This window comes from Mycobacterium sp. SMC-4 (assembly GCF_050205565.1).
In the GTDB taxonomy this organism is placed as follows: domain Bacteria; phylum Actinomycetota; class Actinomycetes; order Mycobacteriales; family Mycobacteriaceae; genus Mycobacterium.
In genome coordinates this window covers 494,696-512,400 of sequence record NZ_JBNMQU010000001.1, presented here as the reverse complement: position 1 = coordinate 512,400, position 17,705 = coordinate 494,696, and the positions used below count along the sequence as shown (strand labels likewise).

The 17,705-nt window shown below is 69.4% G+C and carries 19 protein-coding genes; 11 read left to right on the top strand and 8 right to left on the bottom strand.

Annotation, left to right across the window (positions count from 1 at the left end):
• Positions 1-5: 5 nt before the first annotated feature.
• The gene (locus ACQI46_RS02430; RefSeq protein WP_427092335.1) at positions 6-1,211 is read right to left on the bottom strand and encodes a WXG100 family type VII secretion target; all 1,206 of its coding nucleotides are present in this window, start codon (positions 1,209-1,211) and stop codon (positions 6-8) included.
• Positions 1,212-1,243: 32 nt separating this feature from the next.
• Here ACQI46_RS02430 and ACQI46_RS02425 point away from each other — a divergent pair, with 32 nt between their 5' ends.
• The 3 genes from ACQI46_RS02425 to ACQI46_RS02415 are packed head-to-tail and all read left to right on the top strand — an operon-like array spanning position 1,244 to position 3,995.
• Positions 1,244-2,239, top strand: a complete 996-nt coding sequence (locus ACQI46_RS02425) for an o-succinylbenzoate synthase (RefSeq protein WP_427092334.1) — start codon at positions 1,244-1,246, stop codon at positions 2,237-2,239.
• A 53-nt stretch (positions 2,240-2,292) separates the two neighbouring features.
• Entirely contained in the window at positions 2,293-3,255 is a 963-nt protein-coding gene (locus ACQI46_RS02420; protein WP_427092333.1) for a GlxA family transcriptional regulator, read from the top strand.
• Positions 3,256-3,269: 14 nt separating this feature from the next.
• Positions 3,270-3,995 (top strand): DJ-1/PfpI family protein, encoded by a 726-nt coding sequence (locus ACQI46_RS02415; RefSeq protein ID WP_427092332.1) that lies wholly within the window; start codon positions 3,270-3,272, stop codon positions 3,993-3,995.
• A gap of 10 nt (positions 3,996-4,005) precedes the next feature.
• Here ACQI46_RS02415 and ACQI46_RS02410 read toward each other — a convergent pair whose 3' ends face one another.
• Positions 4,006-4,866: a type IV toxin-antitoxin system AbiEi family antitoxin domain-containing protein gene (locus tag ACQI46_RS02410; RefSeq protein WP_427092331.1), complete on the bottom strand. Its 861-nt coding sequence runs from the start codon at positions 4,864-4,866 to the stop codon at positions 4,006-4,008.
• A gap of 113 nt (positions 4,867-4,979) precedes the next feature.
• On the opposite strand from ACQI46_RS02410, the gene ACQI46_RS02405 reads away from it, so the two are divergent.
• From ACQI46_RS02405 to ACQI46_RS02395, 3 genes are all read left to right on the top strand, one after another.
• A complete protein-coding gene (locus tag ACQI46_RS02405; RefSeq protein ID WP_427092330.1) occupies positions 4,980-5,762 on the top strand; it encodes an alpha/beta fold hydrolase in 783 nt (260 codons plus the stop codon).
• Between the two features lie 2 nt (positions 5,763-5,764).
• The gene (menD, locus tag ACQI46_RS02400) at positions 5,765-7,399 is read left to right on the top strand and encodes a 2-succinyl-5-enolpyruvyl-6-hydroxy-3-cyclohexene-1-carboxylic-acid synthase (RefSeq protein ID WP_427092329.1); all 1,635 of its coding nucleotides are present in this window, start codon (positions 5,765-5,767) and stop codon (positions 7,397-7,399) included.
• 104 nt (positions 7,400-7,503) lie between these two features.
• Entirely contained in the window at positions 7,504-8,040 is a 537-nt protein-coding gene (locus tag ACQI46_RS02395; protein WP_427092328.1) for a DUF3592 domain-containing protein, read from the top strand.
• On the opposite strand, the gene ACQI46_RS02390 is transcribed toward ACQI46_RS02395, so the two are convergent.
• A complete protein-coding gene (locus ACQI46_RS02390; RefSeq protein ID WP_427092327.1) occupies positions 8,001-8,687 on the bottom strand; it encodes a DsbA family protein in 687 nt (228 codons plus the stop codon). The two genes, ACQI46_RS02395 and ACQI46_RS02390, sit on opposite strands and share 40 nt — an antisense overlap.
• 82 nt (positions 8,688-8,769) lie before the next feature.
• On the opposite strand from ACQI46_RS02390, the gene ACQI46_RS02385 reads away from it, so the two are divergent.
• Positions 8,770-9,891 carry a glycosyltransferase family 4 protein gene (locus ACQI46_RS02385; protein ID WP_427092326.1) on the top strand — a complete coding sequence of 374 codons (1,122 nt, stop codon included), beginning with the start codon at positions 8,770-8,772 and terminating at the stop codon, positions 9,889-9,891.
• 3 nt (positions 9,892-9,894) lie between these two features.
• On the opposite strand, the gene ACQI46_RS02380 is transcribed toward ACQI46_RS02385, so the two are convergent.
• Positions 9,895-10,719 (bottom strand): SDR family oxidoreductase, encoded by an 825-nt coding sequence (locus ACQI46_RS02380; RefSeq protein ID WP_427092325.1) that lies wholly within the window; start codon positions 10,717-10,719, stop codon positions 9,895-9,897.
• Between the two features lie 69 nt (positions 10,720-10,788).
• Between ACQI46_RS02380 and ACQI46_RS02375 the strand changes: the two genes are divergently transcribed.
• Entirely contained in the window at positions 10,789-11,475 is a 687-nt protein-coding gene (locus ACQI46_RS02375; RefSeq protein WP_427092324.1) for a demethylmenaquinone methyltransferase, read from the top strand.
• Between the two features lie 198 nt (positions 11,476-11,673).
• Here the strand turns inward: ACQI46_RS02375 and ACQI46_RS02370 are convergent, their stop codons facing one another.
• Positions 11,674-12,099, bottom strand: a complete 426-nt coding sequence (locus ACQI46_RS02370) for a GAF domain-containing protein (protein ID WP_427092323.1) — start codon at positions 12,097-12,099, stop codon at positions 11,674-11,676.
• 91 nt (positions 12,100-12,190) lie between these two features.
• On the bottom strand, positions 12,191-13,411 hold the full coding sequence (gene menJ, locus ACQI46_RS02365) for a menaquinone reductase (protein ID WP_427092322.1): 1,221 nt from the start codon (positions 13,409-13,411) through the stop codon (positions 12,191-12,193).
• A 21-nt stretch (positions 13,412-13,432) separates the two neighbouring features.
• Here menJ and grcC1 point away from each other — a divergent pair, with 21 nt between their 5' ends.
• The 3 genes from grcC1 to ACQI46_RS02350 all read left to right on the top strand — a co-directional run bounded on the left by grcC1 (position 13,433) and on the right by ACQI46_RS02350 (position 16,067).
• Positions 13,433-14,440, top strand: a complete 1,008-nt coding sequence (grcC1, locus tag ACQI46_RS02360; RefSeq protein WP_427092321.1) for a nonaprenyl/(2E,6E)-farnesyl/geranylgeranyl diphosphat synthase — start codon at positions 13,433-13,435, stop codon at positions 14,438-14,440.
• Positions 14,441-14,536: 96 nt separating this feature from the next.
• The gene (htpX, locus tag ACQI46_RS02355) at positions 14,537-15,415 is read left to right on the top strand and encodes a zinc metalloprotease HtpX (protein ID WP_427092320.1); all 879 of its coding nucleotides are present in this window, start codon (positions 14,537-14,539) and stop codon (positions 15,413-15,415) included.
• A 121-nt stretch (positions 15,416-15,536) separates the two neighbouring features.
• Complete coding sequence (locus ACQI46_RS02350) at positions 15,537-16,067, top strand: hypothetical protein (RefSeq protein WP_427092779.1); 531 nt, start codon at positions 15,537-15,539, stop codon at positions 16,065-16,067.
• A gap of 4 nt (positions 16,068-16,071) precedes the next feature.
• On the opposite strand, the gene ACQI46_RS02345 is transcribed toward ACQI46_RS02350, so the two are convergent.
• Together ACQI46_RS02345 and ACQI46_RS02340 are read right to left on the bottom strand one after the other, a co-directional pair.
• The gene (locus ACQI46_RS02345; RefSeq protein ID WP_427092319.1) at positions 16,072-17,094 is read right to left on the bottom strand and encodes an NAD(P)H-dependent glycerol-3-phosphate dehydrogenase; all 1,023 of its coding nucleotides are present in this window, start codon (positions 17,092-17,094) and stop codon (positions 16,072-16,074) included.
• Between the two features lie 62 nt (positions 17,095-17,156).
• Positions 17,157-17,648: a YajQ family cyclic di-GMP-binding protein gene (locus tag ACQI46_RS02340; protein WP_427092318.1), complete on the bottom strand. Its 492-nt coding sequence runs from the start codon at positions 17,646-17,648 to the stop codon at positions 17,157-17,159.
• Positions 17,649-17,705 lie beyond the last annotated feature (57 nt).

Sequence of the window (17,705 nt, the reverse complement as noted above, 5' to 3'; positions counted from 1 at the left end):
CTCTCTCAGGCGGGCCTCTGCAGCCCGCGCGGTGTCGGCTGCGCCGGCGGGAGCGGCACGGGACCGCCGGGCCCGGGTGCGGCGCCTTCGTAACGGTACGTCTGCGAGGTGCCGCGGATGTCGTACTCCTGCGCGAGCCCGACAGTGTGCAGTCGGCCCATCTGGTCGTCGGTGATCGTCTGGCCCAGGATCTCCACGCTCTTTCCGCCGTCCCAGTTGTACCGGTCGAACACGTGGGTCCGGTACTCCACCGACACCCTCGGTTTGGCGCCCGGGCTGCTCGGGGGATGTACGACGACGACGCCCGACGCGGACTGCTCGTAGGAACCCACCGCGTAGTACCAGTCGGCGTTCGCGTCCTTGTTGACAGTGCCGTCCTGCCAACCGGTCTGGAACGGAATGGGTTGTCCGTAGTTGCCGCTGCGTTCGGCGTCGGCGACGATCCGGGCGACCTCCTGGTTGACCAGTTCGTCGGTGCGCTGCTGCGCTCCGGGGACCTGGTCGAGGAACGTGTCGACGTCGAGCTCGAGATCCTCGCCGCTGTTGTCGAGGTAGTGACGCAGGTGTTCGGCGGCGTGATCCCAGCCCGCTACGTCGGCGGCTTCGGCAGCCGCGGCGATCGCCTGTTCGGCGACCCGGTCGCCGATGCCGGGGGATTGTGAACCGTGTTCGCCGTGCCCGGGGTCGGTCGGCGGATCGGCTGGTGCACCGGGAATCACCACCGTCGGCGGCAACCCCCATGCCGCGCGCATCGCGTCGGCGGTCGCTTCGTCGGCCGACGCGAACAGCCCCAGTAGCTTCTTGATCAGCGCGGTATGGGCCGGCGCCAGCGCCCGCACGGGTAACGGCGCGAACCACGGCGGCGTGGCCACCCCGTCGTCGGAGATCCGCCAGCCCGTGCGGCGCAGCGGCTCGACCACCGCCAGCAGCGCAGTGCGGATGCGGCCGAGTCGGGTCCCGCCGCGCTGCAGAGTCTCGGCCATGAGATGCAGACGCGCACGCAAGTGCTGCTGTCGCGCCAACTCCTGCTCGCCCTTGGCGATGGCGGCATCAGCCCCGGCGCCCTGCCAGTGCCGCCGCATGATTTCGAGTTGACGACGTTGCTCGCCGATGGCCGTGTCGAGGTCGCCCACCTTGCCGCGCAACCTGTCCGCCGCGGCGATCACGTCGTCGGGGCGTGACGCTTCCACCTCCGACACCGTCACACTCACCTGATCAGTATCGGTGCGGCGCGGACACCCCGATGACACCAATTTCGGAGTGGGTGGGCCACGATGAAGCGGTGGTGGAGTTGTCCGACGTTCTCGATCGCCTGCACGTGGTCGCATTGCCGATGCGGGTTCGCTTCCGCGGCATCACCGTTCGCGAGGTGGCTCTGATCGAGGGGCCGCACGGTTGGGGTGAGTTCTCGCCGTTCGTGGAGTACGAGCCTGCCGAGGCCGCGCACTGGTTGGCCTCCGGGATCGAGGCGGCGTACCGACCGGTGCCGGCTGTGCGCCGCGACCGCATCCCGATCAATGCCACCGTGCCCGCCGTGCCGGCGGCGGCGGTGCCCGACATCGTCGCGCGATTCCTGGGCGCGCAGACAGCGAAGGTGAAGGTCGCCGAACCCGGTCAGTCGCTGGCCGACGATGTGGCGCGCGTCAACGCCGTCCGCGCCCTGGTGCCGACGGTGCGGGTCGACGCCAACGGCGGCTGGACGGTGGCCGAGGCGGTCGCGGCGGCGCGGGCGCTGACGGCCGACGGCGCGCTGGAGTACGTCGAACAACCGTGTCGCACCGTGGCCGAACTCGCCGAGGTGCGCCGGCAGGTCGACGTGCCGATCGCCGCCGACGAAAGCATCCGCAAGGCCTCCGACCCGCTGCACGTGGTGCGCAGCGGCGCGGCCGACGTCGCCGTGCTCAAGGTCGCGCCTCTGGGTGGCGTGGCCGCGATGCTCGACATCGCCGCCGATATCGACGTGCCGATCGTGGTGTCCAGCGCGCTGGACTCGGCGGTCGGGATCGGCACGGGGCTGGTGGCCGCTGCTGCGCTACCGCGTCTGACCCATGCGTGCGGGCTGGGCACCGGCAGTCTGTTCGTCGAGGATGTCGCCGAACCGCCGGTGCCGGTGGACGGCAGCCTCCCGGCCACGACGGTGACGCCGGACCCCGCACGGCTGGCCGCGCTGGCCGTCACCCCGCAGCGACGGCAGTGGTGGATCGACCGCGTCCGCGCCTGCCATCCGCTGTTGTCCTGATCTGTGGGATCCATGGCCTAGACGACATCGTCGGCAGGCCAGAGACTGAGTGCATGGTGCGCACAGTGCTGGTGGTCGGCTTCGCCGGCGTGCAGGCGCTCGACATGGTCGGGCCGTTCGAGGTGTTCAACGGAGCGTCGGCGTTCGTGGCCGCGGTCGGCGGCGAGGGTTACGACGTGCGAGTGGTCGCCTCCGGCGGCGTCCCGGTCCACACCGGCACCGGGCTGACGCTGGTCGCCGAGCCGCTACCGGACCCGTCCGCACCGGTGGACACCGTGGTGATCCCCGGCGGCGTCGGCACTCACACCGCCCGCCGCGACAGCGAGCTGATCGGGTGGATCGCCGCGGTGTCGACGACCGCCCGCCGCGTGGTGAGCGTCTGCACGGGCGCGGTGCTCGCCGCCGAAGCCGGCCTGCTCGACGGCTGCGTGGCCACGACGCACTGGGCTTACGCGGCGGAACTGGCCGCGGAGTTCCCGAACGTCACCGTCGACCCCGACCCGATCTTCGTGCGCAGTTCGGCGAAGGTGTGGACGGCCGCGGGCGTCACGGCGGGGCTCGATCTGGCGCTGTCGCTGGTCGAGGACGACCACGGCACCGAGGCCGCGCAGACCGTCGCCCGCTACCTGGTGATGTACCTGCGCCGGCCCGGCGGGCAAACCCAGTTCGCCGCGCCGGTGTGGATGCCGCGGGCGCGACGCACCCCGATCCGCGACGCGCAGGAAGCCGTCGAAGCGCACCCCGGCGGCGCGCACAGCGTCGCCGAACTGGCCCGGCGCGCCGCGATGAGCCCCCGCCACTTCACCCGGGTCTTCACCGAGGAGGTGGGGGAGGCGCCGGGCGCCTACGTCGAGCGCATCCGTACCGAAGCCGCACGCCGGCAACTCGAGGAGACTGACGACACCATGGCGGTGATCGCCGCCCGCTGCGGGTTCGGGAGCGCAGAGACCTTGCGCCGCACCTTTGTTCGTCGTCTCGGCATTCCGCCCGACCAGTACCGCAAGACGTTCGCCTGACCCAAGGAGACACCATGCAGATCGCCATCATGCTCTACCCGGGCTTCACCGCGCTCGACTTCATCGGCCCCTACGAGTCACTGCGGTACCTGCCCGACGCCGAGGTCCGGTTCGTCTGGCACGAACCCGGTCCGATCGCGGCCGACTCCGCGGTGCTGCTCGTCGGCGCCACGCACAGCTTCGACGAAACCCCGACCCCGGACGTCCTGCTCGTCCCCGGCGGTTTCTCGTCGACCGAACACGCGCGCGACGCGAAGGTGCTCGACTGGGTGCGCAGCGCCCACGCGACGACAACGTGGACGGCGTCGGTGTGCTCGGGGTCGATGATTCTCGCGGCGGCGGGGCTGCTCGACGGCAAACGCGCCACGTCGCACTGGGCGGCGCTGCCGTTCCTGCGCACGTTCGGGGCCACGCCCGTCGACGACGAGCGCATCGTGCGCGCCGACGACAAGACCGTCACCTGCGCCGGAGTGTCCGCGGGCATCGACCTGGGCCTGTGGCTGGCTGCGCAGATCGGCGGTGAGAGCAAGGCCAGGGCCATTCAGCTGTCGATGGAGTACGACCCGCAGCCGCCGTTCGACAGCGGCCACATGTCCAAGGCCTCGGCGTCGACCAAGGCTGCCGCCGCCGCGATGATGGGCCGCGAGCTGGTCAAGCCGGCTGCGCTGGGCGCTGCGACCGGACTGCTCTGGGACGCCGCCCTCCGTTCCGTGCGATTTCGGCGTGCCAAGCGACGCTGAGCGTCGACAATCACGCCGAAATCGCGGCGCGGATGACCTGGACGACGCGCTCGGGGTACTCGACGAGGTCCAGCCACGTGAAGCGCAGCACCTGCCACTGCATCAGCACGATGTCGTTCTGACGCGTGCGATCGATCTGGAACTCTGCGGCACCGCTGTGGAATGCGAACCCGTCGACCTCGATGGCCACCTTCGAACCGGGGAAGCCGACGTCGACGCGGTAACCGCCCACCCGGTAGTTCGCCCGCCACCCGCTGATTCCGGCCTCCCGCAGCAACCTCAGCAGCAGCCGCTCTGCTTCCGACCGCGCACCGTTGTCGGCAGCCTGCAGCAGCCGCCTACTTCGCGGTGAGCCGTATCGGCCGGTGTGGCGCAGATGCGCTGCCCACAGCGCCGGCAGATCGATTCGGGTCGTCTGCAGCGCCCAGTCCAGCAGTTTAGGCCCGCCACCCCGTCGGGCCGCGGCTTCGACGATTGTCAGCGCGAGATCGGTGACGTTCAGCCCGTTCACTTCCACGATGTCCGTGCGGGTGAGGTCGCGGCGACGCGGTCGACAGCCGACGCGCCTGCGACCGTTGCTGTCCCTCGGGATCGTCATCTCGACGACTTCGGGGGCAAACTTCGTGAGGCCGTGCCACCAGGCGGCGGTCAATCCGCTGCCGACGGCGGACGGACCGTAACTCCACACTGCCGCTCTGATGCGGGCGGCATCGGTGAACGGTCGGTCGTCGACGAAATACACCCCGCGGGCGCAGCGCACCCAGCGACCCGACCGAACGCGCCGTTGCACCGCGGCCTGGCTGAGGCCGGCCGAGCGGGCCTGGGCCAGCGTGATGACGCCGTCGTGACTGCGCAGGAATGCGTCCAACATGTACTAGCGGACGTCGGCGGGCGCCTTCCGGTTCCATCCCGAGCGATTTCGGCGTGCTTGTCGTCGCTGACCGTCGATAAGCACGCCGAAATCGCTCCAGTAGCGTCGGCGGGGTGGATCTGGCATACGACGATCGCGGCTCCGGGGAGCCCGTGCTGTTCATCGCAGGTCGCGGCGGTGCCGGCCGGACCTGGCACCTGCATCAGGTACCCGTGTTCGCTCGTGCCGGTTATCGCTGTGTGACGTTCGACAACCGCGGTGTCGGCGCCACCGAGAACGCGTCGGACTTCAGCACCGAGACGATGGTGAGCGACGTGGCGGGGATCATCGAGCGCCTCGGCCTGGCTCCGGTGCGCATCGTGGCCGTTTCGATGGGGTCCTTCATCGCGCAGGAGCTCATGGTGGCCCGCCCGGAGCTGGTGCGTTCGGCGGTGCTGATGGCCACCCGCGGCCGCCACGACCGCACCCGCACGTTCTTCGGTGAGGCCGAGCGCGCGATGACCGCCTCGGGCGTGCAGCTTCCCAAGGAGTACGAAGCGAAAATCCGTCTGCTGGAGAGCTTTTCGCCCAAGACGCTCAACGACGACAACGCCGTGCGCGACTGGATCGACATGTTCACCATGTGGCCGCAGAAATACACCCCTGGGCTGCGCGCACAACTGTCGATCGCCCCACAGGGCAGTCGGCTGCCGGCCTACCAGAGCATCCAGACCCCCGCACTGGTCATCGGCTTCGAGGACGACGTGCTGCTGCCGTCCTACCTGGGCCGCGAGGTCGCCAACGCGATGCCGAACGCCCGCTTTCTGGAGATTCCGGCCACGGGTCATCTGGGTTTCATCGAGAAGCCCGAGGCGGTCAACACCGCGATCCTCAATTTCTTCGCCGATACCCTGTAGTGGTGAACCCATCGACGGCGCAGGCCCGGGTGGTCGTCGACGAACTGATCCGCGGCGGCGTCCGCGACGTTGTGCTGTGCCCGGGGTCGCGCAACGCGCCGCTGGCCTTCGCGCTGCACGACGCCGACCGCGCCGGCCGGCTGCGGTTGCACGTGCGAATCGACGAGCGCACCGCCGGCTTCCTGGCGATCGGCTTGGCCGTGGCCGAACGCGCGCCGGTCTGTGTCGCGATGACGTCGGGTACGGCGGTGGCCAACCTCGGGCCCGCCGTGGTGGAGGCCAACTATGCGCGGGTCCCGCTGATCGTGTTGTCGGCGAATCGGCCCTACGAGCTGCTCGGCACCGGCGCCAACCAAACCTTCGAGCAGCTGGGCTATTTCGGCACGCAGGTGCGCGCCAACATCAGCCTGGGTCTGGCCGAGGAAACCGCTGACATGGATGCGCTCAACGCCCAGTGGCGTTCGGCGACGTGTCGAGTCCTGGTGGCGGCCACCGGATCTCGGTCGGCCAACGCCGGTCCGGTGCAGTTCGACATCCCGCTGCGTGAGCCGCTGGTGCCCGACGCCGAGGAGCCGGCGGTGCCGTACGCGCCCGATGGACGCCCGGACGGCAAGCCGTGGACCTACACCCCGCCGGTGACGTTCGACCAGCCGTTGGAGATCGACGTCACCCCCGACACCGTCGTGATCGCGGGCCACGGCGCGGGTGTGCATCCCAATCTGTCGCACCTGCCGACCGTCGCCGAGCCCACCGCACCGCAGCCGCAGAATCCGCTGCATCCGTTGGCGCTGCGGTTGATTCGGCCCAAGCAGGTCATCATGCTGGGGCGTCCGACCCTGCACCGGCCGGTCTCGGCGCTGCTGGCCGACTCGTCGATTCCGGTGTACGCGTTGACCACCGGGCCGCGCTGGCCCGATGTCTCGGGCAACTCGCAGGCCACCGGCACCCGCGCCGTCATCTCTGGCGCGCCGTCGGCCGCCTGGCTGCGCCGTTGCGCCGACGTGCACCGCCATGCCGTGGATGCGGTGCGGGGACAGCTTGCCGCGCATCCCTTGACGACCGGGCTGCACGTGGCCGCGGCGGTCGCCGACACGTTGCGGCCCGGCGATCAACTGGTGTTGGGCGCGTCGAATCCGGTTCGCGACGTCGCGCTGGTCGGCTTCGCCGCCGCCGAGGTGAAGGTGCGTTCCAACCGCGGTGTCGCCGGTATCGACGGCACGGTGTCGACGGCGATCGGCGCGGCGCTGGCGCATGAGCGCAGCGGCGGTCGCACCGTGGCCCTGATCGGTGACCTCACCTTCGTCCACGACAGCTCCGGCCTGCTGATCGGGCCCACCGAACCGACCCCGCGGCGACTGACCATCGTGGTGTCCAACGACAACGGCGGCGGCATCTTCGAACTCCTCGAACAGGGCGACCCCCGCTTCTCCGACGTGTCGTCACGTGTCTTCGGCACACCGCACGACGTCGATGTCGGGGCGCTGTGCCGGGCTTACCACGTGGAGAGCCGACAGATCGAGGCCGCGCAATTGGCCGAGGCACTCGACGAGCCGTTCGACGGCATGCGGGTGCTGGAGGTCAAGGCCGACCGGTCGTCGTTGCGGGCGTTGCATGCGTCGATCAGGGCGGCCCTGTGAGCGGAGCGAACGATTCCGGCCCTGTGAGCGGAGCGAACGATTCCGGCCCGGTGAGCGGAGCGAACGATTCCGGTCCTGTGAGCGGAGCGAACGATTCCCGCCCCGTGAGCTTCGTCCAGCGCCTGAAGGCGTTGTGGCAGATCGTGATTCCGCATCTGTACGGCGAGCCGGGGGAGACCCGCAGCGGCCGCATCCTGCGTCGTGTCCGGATCGGCATCGTGGTGGCGGCGTGCCTGGTGACACTGCAGTCGGTGCTGCTGGTGCTCGGGGCGTGGCGCAACGACCGCCAGATCGAACGCAACATGGGGGTGGCCGAGGCGAACGTGCTCGACGCGGGTCCGCGCCGGTCGACGATCGAGTTCGTCACGCCCGACCGCGTCACCTACCGGCCCGAATTGGGGGTGTTGTATCCCTCCGAACTCGAGAACGGGATGCGCATCTACGTCGAGTACGACGTCAACGATCCCGATCTGGTCCGCGTCCGCGACCGTGACGCCTCGTTGGCGATCATTCCCGCCGGCTCGATCGCGGTGGTCGGCTGGATCGTCGCCGGCGCGGCGCTGGCGGGGACTGCGGTGATCCAGCGGCGCATCGTCGAGGGTCAGGACGCGACGAGCTCGTCGAGCCAGCTGGCGTCGTAGATGTCGAGCTTCTGCTCGGCGCGCAGGTCGAACACCGTGGGGGTGCCGGCTTCGTCGGGATCGACCTCGAACAGGAGCGTGTAGTTGGTCTCGTCCATGTCGACGACGTCGACGCTCGCCGCGCCTTGGGCGACGTTCGCGGCCACCGGCTCTGGCAGACCGGCGCCGAGCGCCATGTCCCGCAGCTCCGCGCTGCTGAACGGCTGGCCACCCGGGTCCTGGTTGCCCCACAGCTGCCCCACGAAGCGCTGGAATTGCGCGCCGGTCGCGGTGACCGGACCCACCGGTTCGGCGGCGACGAACATCGCGTTGGCCACCGTGGCCGAGTAGCCCTCGTAGTCGACGTCCATGAAGGTCAGCGGCCGGTAGGTGACCTGGAGGGCGCCGACCGCGATGTAGTAGGCGAGGTCGTCGCCGAAGTCCCGTTGCAGGGTCGCGCAGTGAGTGCACTGCGGCTCGGTGTAGATCTCGATCTGGGCCGGGGCGGTGTCGAAACCCGCGATCACGCCGTAGCCGTCTTCGGACAGTGCCAGCGGCGCCGTGACCGCCGGCGGCTTGGCGGTGCCCGTCACCTGCCGGGCGCAGCCGACGGCCCCGGTCAGCAGGCACATCACTGCGACCAGGGCGAGCCATCGGGACGAACGCATACGACCATCCTCTCAGCACAGTTCTCGCGACATATCCCTGGCGGCAACCTTCCCGACAGGTCGTGGTGTCAGCGTCACCGGTGTGCGCGTCGCGATCGTCGCAGAGTCCTTCCTCCCCAACGTCAACGGCGTCACCAATTCGGTGCTGCGGGTCATCGAGCACCTGCGCCGCACCGGCCACGAGGTCATGGTGATCGCCCCGGACACTCCGCCGGGACAGCCCGCCGCCGAGCGGGTGTACGACGGGGTCCGCGTCCACCGGGTGCCGTCGCGCATGTTCCCGACGGTCACCTCGTTGCCCTTGGGCATCCCGTGGCCGCGGATGGTCGGTGTGCTGCGCGGCTTCGATCCCGACGTCGTGCATCTGGCCTCCCCGGCGCTGCTCGGCTGGGGCGGGGTTCATGCGGCACGCCGCCTCGGAGTGCCGACCGTCGCGGTGTTCCAGACCGACGTGGCCGGCTTCGCGCAGAGCTACGGCGTCGCGGCGTTGTCCCGCGCGGCCTGGGTGTGGACGCGTCGTCTGCACAACCACGCGGACCGGACGCTGGCGCCGTCCACGGCAGCCATGAAAGACCTTGCTGACCATGGTGTTTCGCGGGTGCACCGCTGGGCCCGCGGTGTCGATGTCACGGGTTTCGTCCCGTCGGCGCGTGACGACGCGCTGCGGCGGACCTGGTCACCGCACGGCAAACCGATCGTCGGGTTCGTCGGCCGGCTCGCCCCGGAGAAGCACGTCGAACGGCTCTCAGCTCTCGGCGACGATGTGCAACTGGTCGTCGTCGGTGACGGCGTCGACCGCACCAAACTCGAAAAGCGTTTGCCTGCAGCAGTGTTCACCGGTGCGCTGTACGGGCCGCAGCTGGCGACCGCCTACGCCAGCATGGACGTCTTCGTTCATCCCGGCGAGCACGAGACGTTCTGCCAGACGGTGCAGGAGGCCATGGCTTCGGGCTTGCCGGTCGTCGCTCCGGATGCCGGTGGGCCGCGCGATCTGGTGGCCCCGATGCACACCGGCCTGCTCTTGCCGGTGGCCGACTTCGAGCGTCGACTGCCCACCGCGGTGGCCCATCTGGTGGCCGAACGGTCCCGGTACGCGCCGGCCGCGCGACGCAGCGTCCTCGGCCGGACCTGGCCGGTCATCTGTGACGAGCTGCTGGGTCACTACGAGGCGGTCATCGGGACCCGCGCCCGCCGAGCGGCGTGAGCCTCAGCCCTGCGCCTCCACGGCGACGGGCTGCCACTGCTCCCACGTCTTGAGTCGGCTCTCGTAGTCGGCTTTGGCCAACTGCAGCGGCAGCTCGCCGAAGAACACCCGCAGCGGCGGTTCGGGCGCGTCGACGACTTTCAGGATCGCGCGTGCCGAGGCCTTCGGGTCGCCGGGTTCGGCGACGCGCTGACTGCGGATCCGGTCGGCCTCCTCGTGAACCGCCTGGTAGTCGGGCAGTGGGGTGGACCGTCGCGACGACGACCCGGCCCAGTCGGTGGAGAACCCGCCCGGTTCGATCAGCGTGACGTGGATCCCGAACGATGCGACCTCCTGGGCCAGCGACTGCGAGAAGCCCTCCAGCGCCCACTTGGAGGCGTGATAGATGCCGACGTTCTGGAACGCGGTGATGCCGCCGATCGACGACACCTGGATGATGTGGCCGCTGCGCTGGGCACGCAGGTAGGGCAGCGCGGCCTGGGTGATCCAGAGTGCGCCGAACACGTTGGTCTCGATCTGGGCGCGGGCTTCTTCTTCGGTGATCTCCTCGATGAACCCGAAGTGCCCGTAGCCGGCGTTGTTGACGACGATGTCGAGCCGGCCGAAATGGTCGTGTGCGGCCTTGACCGCGGCGAAGTCGGCTTCGCGGTCGGTGACGTCGAGGGCGATCGGCAGCAGCGCGTCGCCGTATCGGGCGACCAGGTCGTCGAGCGTGGCGGTGTCGCGGGCGGTCGCGGCCACTTTGTCGCCGCGGTCCAGCGCGGCGATCGTCCATTCGCGCCCGAAGCCGCGCGAGGTACCGGTGATGAACCAGACTTTTCCACTCATACGCCTAACAAGGTATCGCCGGCCGAGCCCATTCCCGGTCCGCTGCTGTTCACAGGTAGCGTCGGCACGGTGAACCGCGCTTCGCTGGAGAAAGACCCGCACGAGGTCGCGTCGATGTTCGACGGCGTGGCACGGCGTTACGACCTGACCAACACTGTGCTCTCGCTGGGCCAGGACCGGTTCTGGCGACGCGCCACCCGAGAGGCGCTGCGGATCGGCCCCGGTGACCGGGTGCTCGACCTCGCCGCCGGCACCGCGGTGTCGACGGTGGAGCTGGCGAATTCGGGTGCGTCGTGCGTGGCGGCGGACTTCTCGGTCGGCATGCTGCGCGCCGGGGCGTCGCGGGACGTGCCGAAGGTGGCCGGTGACGCGACCCGGCTGCCGTTCGCCGACGAATCCTTCGACGCGGTGACGATCAGTTTCGGGTTGCGCAACGTCGTCGACCACAGCGCGGGTTTGCGGGAGATGGCGCGGGTGACGCGGCCGGGCGGTCGGCTGGTGGTGTGCGAGTTCTCCACGCCGACGAACGGGCTGTTCGCCACCGTCTACAAGGAGTACCTGATGAAGGCGCTGCCGCGGATGGCGCGCGCGGTGTCGTCGAATCCTGAGGCGTACGTGTACCTGGCCGAGTCGATCCGGGCGTGGCCGGACCAGCGTGCGCTCGCGCAGCGCATCGAGGCGGCCGGCTGGGCCGACGTGCGCTGGCGCAACCTGACCGGTGGCATCGTCGCGTTGCACGCTGCCACCAAGCCCTGATCCCCTCGCCTCGTTTTGGCGAGAGCGCGCGTCTGCTGGCCGACAGGCCGTCTTTTCCCGGCATTTCGCGCGCGTTCGTAGCCGACGAAAGCGCGCTCGATGCGCACGCGAGGGTCTGTAGTGCCGCCGACTGCTCGGCGGGGGGCCCTGCCATCGGCCGGTCGCAGGTACCTCGCCGCCGGCATCCGCGACGTCAGTTCAGTCGCTGAGCTGATCCCACAGCTTTTCGGACTCCGTGCCCACACGCGCGTCGTGGATTTGTTGGAAGTTGCGGCCACCCCGACCGAACGTCGCGATCACCGCTGCGGGGCAACGTAATTCGTCCACCGGGTCGGAGAGCCACCGGCACGGTCGCACATGCACGAGGTCGACGTCTTCACCGTCGACGTCGTAGAAGTACGCGCCGTCGAGGCGACCGAGCCAGTACCACCCCTCGCCGTCACGGGTCCACACCAGCGAGCCGTCGGGCGCCGCGGCGAACCGCTCCACCCGCCGCTCCAACTGCCCGCCGTGGCCGCGGTCGCCGAACCCGCACCGCCCCAGTTCGAGGGCACGGCGCAGCGTCGAGGCCGGATAGACGTCGTCGCTTCGGGACCGCAGCGGCGCGCGGTACACGTTCGTCACGGTCGCGCCCGACGAGCGCGCGCAAAATGCTCACCAAACCCGGCGTGTCGCCCAACAAACACGCGCTCTCGGCAAAACAGCGCGACCGGAATCACGTGAAGGGGCGGCGGTCGTCGAGGCGACGCGAGAGGCGCCCGGCGCCGCGCCACACCCGCGCGACCATGTCCTCGTCCTCGTCGGTGACGAAGTTGCCCATCACACGCACTGCGATCGTCATCAACGCCGACGACCGCATCGCCACCGGTCCCGCAACCGGCAGGAACCGCGGGAACGTCAACAGCAGCGCCAGCCGCCGCGCCACCGAGAACCCGCGCGCGTAGTGCTCGCGCAGCACCGCCGGCCATGCCGTCTCGTAGGATCCCGCCCCCAGCAGTTCGGCGGCCAGCCGGCCGGTCTCCAACCCGTAGTCGATGCCCTCCCCGTTCAACGGGTTCACGCATGCAGCGGCGTCGCCGATCAGCATCCAGTTCGGTCCGGCCACACCCGACACCGCGCCACCCATCGGCAGCAGGGCCGACAGCGCCGCCCGCGGGTCGCCGTCGAAACCCCACTCGTCGCGACGCAGGCCGGTGTAGTAGTTCAGCAGCGGCCGCAGTCCGGCATCGGCAGGCCGCTTCACTGTGGCCAGCGCGCCGACACCGATGTTCACCTCGCCGTTGCCGAGCGGGAAGATCCAGCCGTAGCCCGGCAGCACCTCACCGGTGGGGGAGCGCAGCTCCAGATGCGAGGTGATCCACGGCTCGTCGCTACGCGGCGTGGCGATGTAACCGCGGATCGCGACTCCGTAGACCGTCTCCTTGTGCCACTGCCGGCCCAGCGCGCGGCCCAGCGTGGACCGCGCCCCGTCGGCGACGATCAGATGCCGGCATCGCACGACCTCACCGTTGTCGAGCACGACCGCTGTGACCCGGCCCGCAGAATCGCGTTCGGTGTCAACTGCTTTGGCCCCGAGTTTCATTTTCGCGCCGTCGTCGACGGCCACCAGACGGATTCGGTCGTCGAGTTCGGTGCGCGGCACGGCGCTGCTCGACGGCGGGAACGACCGGCCCGGCCACGGCACCTCGACGTGGGCGCCGAACCCCGACATCCGCAGACCTTCGTGCGCGACCCGCCCGTCCAGCCACGCACCCAACCCCAATCGGCGCAGCTCGGCGATGGCGCGCGGGGTCAGCCCGTCACCGCAGGCCTTGTCCCGGGGGAACTCGGCGGAGTCGATCACCAACACGTCGTGCCCGGCCCGGGCCGCCCAGGCGGCCGCCGACGAACCGGCCGGTCCGGCCCCGACGACGACCACATCAGCGCTCGGGTTCATGGTTCACAGTATGTTGGCAGTGTGAGGACGCCCGCGAACGTGGTGGCAGGAGTGGACTTAGGCGACGCTCAGTTCGCTCAGGACGTCCGTGACGGCGTCGCCCGCATCGAAGCGCTGATGTCCGAGGAGCTGGGTAAAGCCGACGTCCTGATGGCCGAGGCGGTGCACCATCTGTTCGAAGCCGGCGGCAAGCGGTTCCGGCCGCTGTTCACGGTGTTGTCGGCGCAGCTGGGTCCCGAACCCGATGCATGGCAGGTCACCGTTGCCGGCGCGGTCATCGAGCTGGTGCACCTGGCCACGCTGTACCACGACGACGTGATGGACGAGGCGCAGATGCGCCGCGGCGCCCCGAGCGCCAACGCCCGCTGGGGCAACAACATCGCGATCCTGGCCGGCGACTATCTGTTCGCGACGGCGTCGCGCCTGGTCAGCCGGCTCGGACCGGATGCGGTGCGGATCATCGCCGACACGTTCGCGCTGCTGGTCACCGGACAGATGCGCGAGACGCGCGGCGCGGCCGAGAACGTCGACTCCGTCGACCACTATCTGAAGGTCGTCTACGAGAAGACGGCGTGCCTGATCGCGGCTTCCGGCCGGTTCGGAGCGACGTTCTCCGGCGCCGACGAGGAGCAGATCGAGCGGCTCAGCCGCATCGGCGCGATCGTCGGGACTGCTTTCCAGATCGCCGACGACATCATCGACATCGACAGCGATCCTGATGAATCGGGCAAGGTGCCCGGCACCGACCTGCGTGAAGGGGTGCACACGCTGCCGGTGCTCTACGCGCTGCGCGACTCGGGTCCCGACGTCGACCGGCTGCGCGAACTGCTGGCCCAGCCCATCGACAACGACGACGACGTCGCAGAAGCGCTGCGCCTGCTGCGCGCGTCTGACGGAATCCGCAAGGCCAAGGAGACGGTCGCCGAGTACGCCCGTCGGGCCGAGGAGGAACTCGCCCTCCTGCCGGCGGGACCGGGCCGCGACGCGCTGGCCTCGCTCGTCAGCTACACCGTCCACCGAGACGGCTGACGGATCCGGAACCTGCGGGGGGCGCGTGCGCGTTAGTCAGGCGATGACTTCTGCAGGCACGGTACGTGCGCACGTTTTCGAAGGAGGCAAGCCGCGATGACCTGGCATCCGCATGCCAACAGGGCCAAGACGTTCTTGCTGCTGGCGGTGTTCTCGGGCCTGATCGTCGGGGTCGGCGCCATGTTCGGGCGCAACATCATGTTCCTGGCGGTCCTGTTCGCCATCGGCATGAACGCCTACGTGTACTTCAACAGCGACAAGCTGGCGTTGCGGGCCATGCACGCGCAGCCGGTCAGCGAGATGCAGGCACCGGTGATGTACCGGATCGTGCGTGAGCTGGCCACCACTGCGCGCCAGCCCATGCCGCGGCTCTACATCAGCGACACGGCCGCCCCGAATGCGTTCGCCACCGGGCGCAACCCGCGCAACGCCGCGGTGTGCTGCACCACCGGCATCCTGCAGATGCTCAACGAACGTGAGTTGCGCGCCGTGCTGGGTCACGAGCTGAGCCACGTCTACAACCGCGACATCCTGATCTCCTGTGTGGCCGGCGCGATGGCGTCGGTGATCACCGCGCTGGCCAACCTGGCCTTCTTCGCCAGCATGTTCGGTGGGAACCGCGAGGGCGGCTCGAATCCGTTTGCGATCCTGCTGGTTTCGCTGCTCGGCCCGATCGCGGCGACGGTCATCCGGATGGCGGTGTCGCGGTCGCGCGAGTACCAGGCCGACCAGTCCGGTGCGGAGCTGACCGGTGACCCGCTGGCGTTGGCCAGTGCGCTGCGCAAGATCAGCGCGGGGGTGGAGCGCGCGCCGCTGCCGCCGGAGCCGCAGCTGGCCGATCAGGCGCACCTGATGATCGCCAACCCGTTCCGTTCCGGCGAGAAGATCGGGCAGCTGTTCTCGACGCACCCGCCGATCGCCGACCGCATCGCGCGCCTGGAGGCCATGGCCGGCGGCGGCCGCAGCCCCTACTGACCGCCGAAATTGCATTCCACGCGCGTCAAGTACGCTTTTCGGCCACGCTGGATGCAATCTCGGCGGGAATGAAGCCGCCAGATGAAACACTGCCGAGCTCGGTGACGACACTTAAGCTGTGATCGTGCTGACCCGACTTCTGATCAGCGCTGCGTGCGTCGCAGCGGCCGGTGCGGTGTGCGCCCCCACCGCCGCGGCGCAACCGGCGCCGCCGCCACCGCCGCCTCCCGCGCCGAACGTCAACGCCTACCCGCCGGTCAGCCCCAAGGACTTCGCGATCTACGAGGGCACCGCCTACGCGTTCAGCGTCGGAGACCTGGTCTGCATGCTGCAGCGCTCCGGCAGCTACGGCTGCAACGGCCCGCTGCCCGGTGCGCCGCAGGGCGCCAACCTGGTCAGCGGCACCACCGGCGGCGTCCCAGGCTTCGCGTCGGCGCCGCTGCGGATGTACGACGGTCCGGTCAACGCGCTGCCGCCGAACACCCGGCTGAGCTTCGGCACGGTCAGTTGCGGCACCGACGGCGCCACCACCTCGTGCGTGGACAGCCGCAATCAGGCCGGGTTCGTCGTCACCCCCGACGCCACGTGGGTGGTCAACGCCGTCAACCCGCTGCTGGCGCGCCCGGAAGGCACCAACCCGTTCTTCAACTAGGACGTCAGAAACCCGAGCCATGCACCTCGTGGCCCGGCTTCTCCGCGACCAGGCCGCGATAGGCCTGCTCCACGGTGGAGCCGTGGTTGACCACGCCGTCGACTTCGCGGGCGATCGGCATCGGGATCCCGAACTTCTCGGCGAACTCCATGATCACGCTCGCGGCTTTCACGCCCTCGGCGACCTGGTTCATCGCCGAGATGATCTCCGAGATCGTCTTACCCTGACCGAGTTGTTCGCCGACGTGACGGTTGCGGCTGCGCTGCGACGTGCACGTGACGATCAGGTCTCCCATGCCGGCCAGCCCGGCGAAGGTCTCGCGGTTGCCGCCCATGGCGACACCGAGTTTCGACATCTCGGCCACCGCCCGCGACATCACCATGGCGCGGGTGTTCTCACCGATGCCCAGCGAATACCCCATGCCCACCGCGATGGCATAGACGTTCTTCAGTGCGCCGGCCATCTCCACACCGATGACGTCGTCGGTCGTGTAGGTGCGGAACCGCTTGGTGCGGAACAGCTGTGCCAGGTTCGCGGCAAGATGCTGGTCGGGCATCGCGAGTACGGCGGCCGCGGCGTAGCCTTCGGCGACCTCACGGGCGATGTTGGGGCCGGCCAGGATTCCGGCGGGGTGCCCCGGCAGGACCTCGGCGACGATCTCACTCATCCGGTAGTTGGTGCCCTGCTCGAGGCCTTTGACCAACGACACCACCGGGACCCACGGCCGCAGCTGGGTTGCCAATTCGTTGAGCACCCCACGGAATCCGTGTGACGGCACCCCCATCACGATCACGTCGGCGCATTCGGCGGCTTCGGTGAAGTCGGTGGTGGCCCGCAGCGTGTGTGCCAACTCCACCTCGTCGCCAAGGTATTTCGAATTGCGGTGGTTGTCGTTGATGTCGCGAGCGGTGTCCTCGGAACGCACCCACTGCAGCGTCGGTCCGCGCCGCGCGCAGATCGACGCAACCGTCGTGCCCCACGACCCGCCTCCGAGGACCACGACCCTGGGTTCGCGCTTCGCTGCCATAGGAGTTCACACTAGGGCGGTGGGCGCCGCGCCACAGCAAATTCGGCGCCCATGTGAATCACTCAGCGGTAGTTGACGAACTGCAGCGCGACGTCGAGGTCGGAGCCCTTGAGCAGCGCGATGACCGCCTGGAGGTCGTCGCGCTTCTTGGAGCTGACGCGGATCTCGTCGCCCTGGATCTGTGCCTTGACGCCCTTGGGGCCCTCGTCGCGGATCAGCTTGGTGATCTTCTTGGCCTGCTCGCTGTCGATGCCCTGCTTGAGGGTGCCGCTGACCTTGTAGGTCTTGCCCGACGGTTGCGGGTCGCCGGCGTCGAAGGCCTTCATCGAGATGTCCCGGCGCACCAGCTTCTCTTTGAAGACGTCGACGGCGGCCTTCACCCGTTCCTCGGTCGAGGAGACGATCTCGATGGCCTCCTCGCCCTTCCAGGCGATGGTGGTGTCGGTGCCGCGGAAGTCGAAGCGCGTGGCCAGCTCCTTGGCCGCCTGGTTCAGCGCGTTGTCGACTTCCTGACGGTCGACCTTGCTGACGACGTCGAACGATGAATCCGCCATGGGAATCGTTCCTTCCTCGGTGGTGATAGGACCTCGTCCCATCTTGGCCGTCGCCGG